The organism is Rhizobium sp. Root1203 (genome assembly GCF_001424945.1).
In the GTDB taxonomy this organism is placed as follows: Bacteria; Pseudomonadota; Alphaproteobacteria; order Rhizobiales; family Rhizobiaceae; genus Rhizobium.
On the sequence record NZ_LMCW01000059.1, the window covers coordinates 1 to 3,120 of the forward strand.

At 55.1% G+C, this 3,120-nt stretch carries 2 protein-coding genes; both read left to right on the top strand.

From position 1 onward, the window contains the following. A partial coding sequence (locus ASC97_RS29355) for a condensation domain-containing protein (protein ID WP_244481622.1) occupies positions 1 to 1,750 on the top strand: 1,750 nt, incomplete at its 5' end. Further along, the coding region (locus ASC97_RS29360; RefSeq protein ID WP_244481623.1) for a condensation domain-containing protein at positions 1,734 to 3,120 on the top strand (1,387 nt) is incomplete at its 3' end. The genes ASC97_RS29355 and ASC97_RS29360, both read left to right, overlap by 17 nt.

Genomic DNA, 3,120 nt, shown 5'->3' on the forward strand with positions numbered 1-3,120 from the left:
GCAGTCCAGCCGCCAGCCGCGAACCCCGCAGGAGGAGATCATCGCCGGCCTGTTCGTCGAACTGCTCGGCGTCGACAAGGTCGGCATCGACGACAACTTCTTCGAACTCGGTGGTGACAGCATCATGTCGATCCAGCTTGTAAGCAGAGCGCGCAAGGCTGGATTGAAGATCAGTCCGCGCGATGTTTTTCAGCGGCAAACCGTAAGGCAGCTATCGGAACTTGCCGCACCTGTCGGAAAAGTTGAGACCATCGGCCGGGATGCTGAGGCAATCGGAACCGTACCGCCTACTCCAATTATAGCGAGGATGAAGGAACTTGGGGGACCCTTCAAGCAACACAATCAGGCAATCGTTGTGCAGACGCCGGCTGGCCTTCAAGAAAGGCATCTCCTCGCCGGATTGAAACAGTTGCTAACTCATCATGACGCCCTGAGGCTAAGGGTGAATGCAATGCGCGGCGATATCGAACTCGAGATAACGCCCGAAGCACAATCAATCGATCCATCGCGCCTTCTCACCGCGGTCCGAATCACGAACGACAATGCGGGCGTGAGCCCGGAACTGCTAGCGTCTTGGAAGAAGATCGCGGTTGCGAAATTGGATCCTGCAAGTGGCATAATGTTGCAGGCTGTGTGGTTTGATGCGGGAGACCATCGGCCCGGGAGATTGATGCTCGTCCTCAACCATCTTGTCGCGGATGGTGTCTCGTGGCGCATTCTCCTTCCTGATCTCCAGGCCGCCGTAACCGGAGCGCAAAAGGACCGCCCACTCAAACTCGACGCCGTCGCCACTTCTTTTAGAAGTTGGTCACATCATCTGGCCACGGAAGCAATGGCTAGCGCACGCGTCCAAGAACTACCTCTTTGGCTTGACCAGTCGCGCGATGAAGGCGCTCTAGTTTCGAAGCGGGCGCTACACCCTGCAGTGGACACTCCGGAAACGGCTCAAACCTTTACCTTGACCTTGAGTCCATCCGTTGCGGAGCCGCTTCTCACCCAGCTTCCGCGGAAGTTTCAGGCAGAAGTAAACGACCTCCTTTTGACCGCATTCTCGCTTGCGGTCGTCGACTGGCGACGAAGAAGTGGGCAAAATGTATCCGCAGCATTCCTTGAGCTTGAGGGACATGGCAGAGAGTCGATTGGCGACGGTCTGGATCTTTCGAGAACGATCGGCTGGTTTACGACGCAGTTCCCGGTGCGGTTCGACCTGGCTTTCCTGAATATTGAGGATGCGTTATCAGGTGGCGTCGCGTTGCGGTATGCCGTTGAGATTGTAAGCCAACAACTTCGCAGGTTGCCAGATCACGGGCTGGGCTATGGGTTGCTTAGATATCTCAATCCAGAGACAGCCTTGGCCCTTCGGTCGCGCCCGTCACCGCAAATCCTTTTCAACTATCTAGGTAGATTTTCCGTCCCTGATGGGCTCGACTGGAGCGTAGCTTCAGAGGTGGCGCTCATCGGCGACGGGAATGATTCGTCCATGCCCATCGCATATCCTATCGAAATTAACGCGATTGCGCTTGAACGTCCGCATGGCCTCGAATTGGAGGCACGCTGGACGTGGGCGACGCAAATTCTGACCGAGCGGCAAGTAAGAGATTTAGCCGCGACCTGGTTTCAAGCTCTCAATGCGCTGCTCGTTTGTTCGCAACGCGACCACTTCGCGCAGCCCTCCAACATCTCTAGCTTAGTAAATCTCACCCAAGCTGACATTGATCGATTGGAAGCAAGCTTTGACCCGGCTCATTGAAGAAGTCCTTCCGCTGTCGCCTCTACAGCATGGCTTGTTGTTCCATGCGCTTTACGACGACGGTACCTTCGACCCCTACATCAATCAGGACGTTCTGGAACTCTCTGGCACACTGAATGCCGAAGTCCTAAAGTTATCAATTGAGGAACTGCTAATCAGGCATCGCAATCTCCGCGCGGGCTTCCTCACCAGCTTGGGCGAACCCGTCCAGATTATCCCGCGAGAGACTGTGATTCCGTGGAGGACTGTTGATTTGCGCGCCTTAAGCGAGCTTGATCGTCAAGCTGCTTTAGAGCGGGCCGTGCTGGAGGACTTCAGGTTACCGTTCGATCTGGCCAAACCCCCGCTACTCCGTTTTAGCCTAGTCCATTGTGATGACGCACGTCACATCTTGATCTTTACAAGACATCACATTGTTTTGGACGGCTGGTCGATGCAGGTCTTTCTTAAAGAGCTCGCTGTCCTTTACGCATCGAACGGCGATCCTACGATTTTACCGCCCGCGACCCACTATCGTGATTTTTTGGCCTGGATGAAGAAACAGGACAAAGCGGCGGCCGAGGACGCTTGGAGTTCGGCGTTAGCCGACTTGAACGAGCCGTCCCAGTTGGCACCCTTACTATCGGCGAGGCCAATTCCGGCACACACCCATATGCTCCAAGTTTCAAAGGAGACGAGTAGCCTCATTACAGCCAGGGCTCGCCAACAGGGCGTGACCGTCAACACAATCTTCCAAGCAACTTGGGCTCTCCTCCTTCATCACATGTTGGGGGAATATGATGTTGTCTTCGGCATCAATGTTTCTGGTCGGTCACCAGATATTCCGAACATTGAGAATATGGTCGGCTTTTTTATCAACGCGCTCCCTCTCCGTATCACATTGCGCCCAAGAGAGACCTTCGCGGAACTTCTGCAACGCTTGCAGCACGAACAGTCAGAATTGATGCCGCACCATCATATAGCGCTGAGTGACATTCAGCGTGTAACCGGCATGAGACGATTGTTCGAAACGATGTTGATCTTTGAGAACTATCCGACCGTCGACAACCGCGATGACAAGCGCGGCGGGTTGCGTATCTCTCTGATCGGCGAGAACGGCGGCAACACGACCCATTATACTTTGAGCCTTGTTGTCACCCCAGGTGAGCGCGTCGAGCTCTGTTTTGGTTACCGGCCGGATGCCTATGATAAAATAGTGATCGAACGCCTTGCGGACCGGCTTGTCCGAGTTCTGGAGGCGGTGGCGGCCGATCCGAGGCAACCGATCGGCGCGATCGAACTTCTGACACCAGCCGAGCGAGATGCTGTTCTTGAGGGCTGGAACGCGACATCCCATGTTGTGCCGGAGGCGTTGTTGCCGGCTCGCTTTG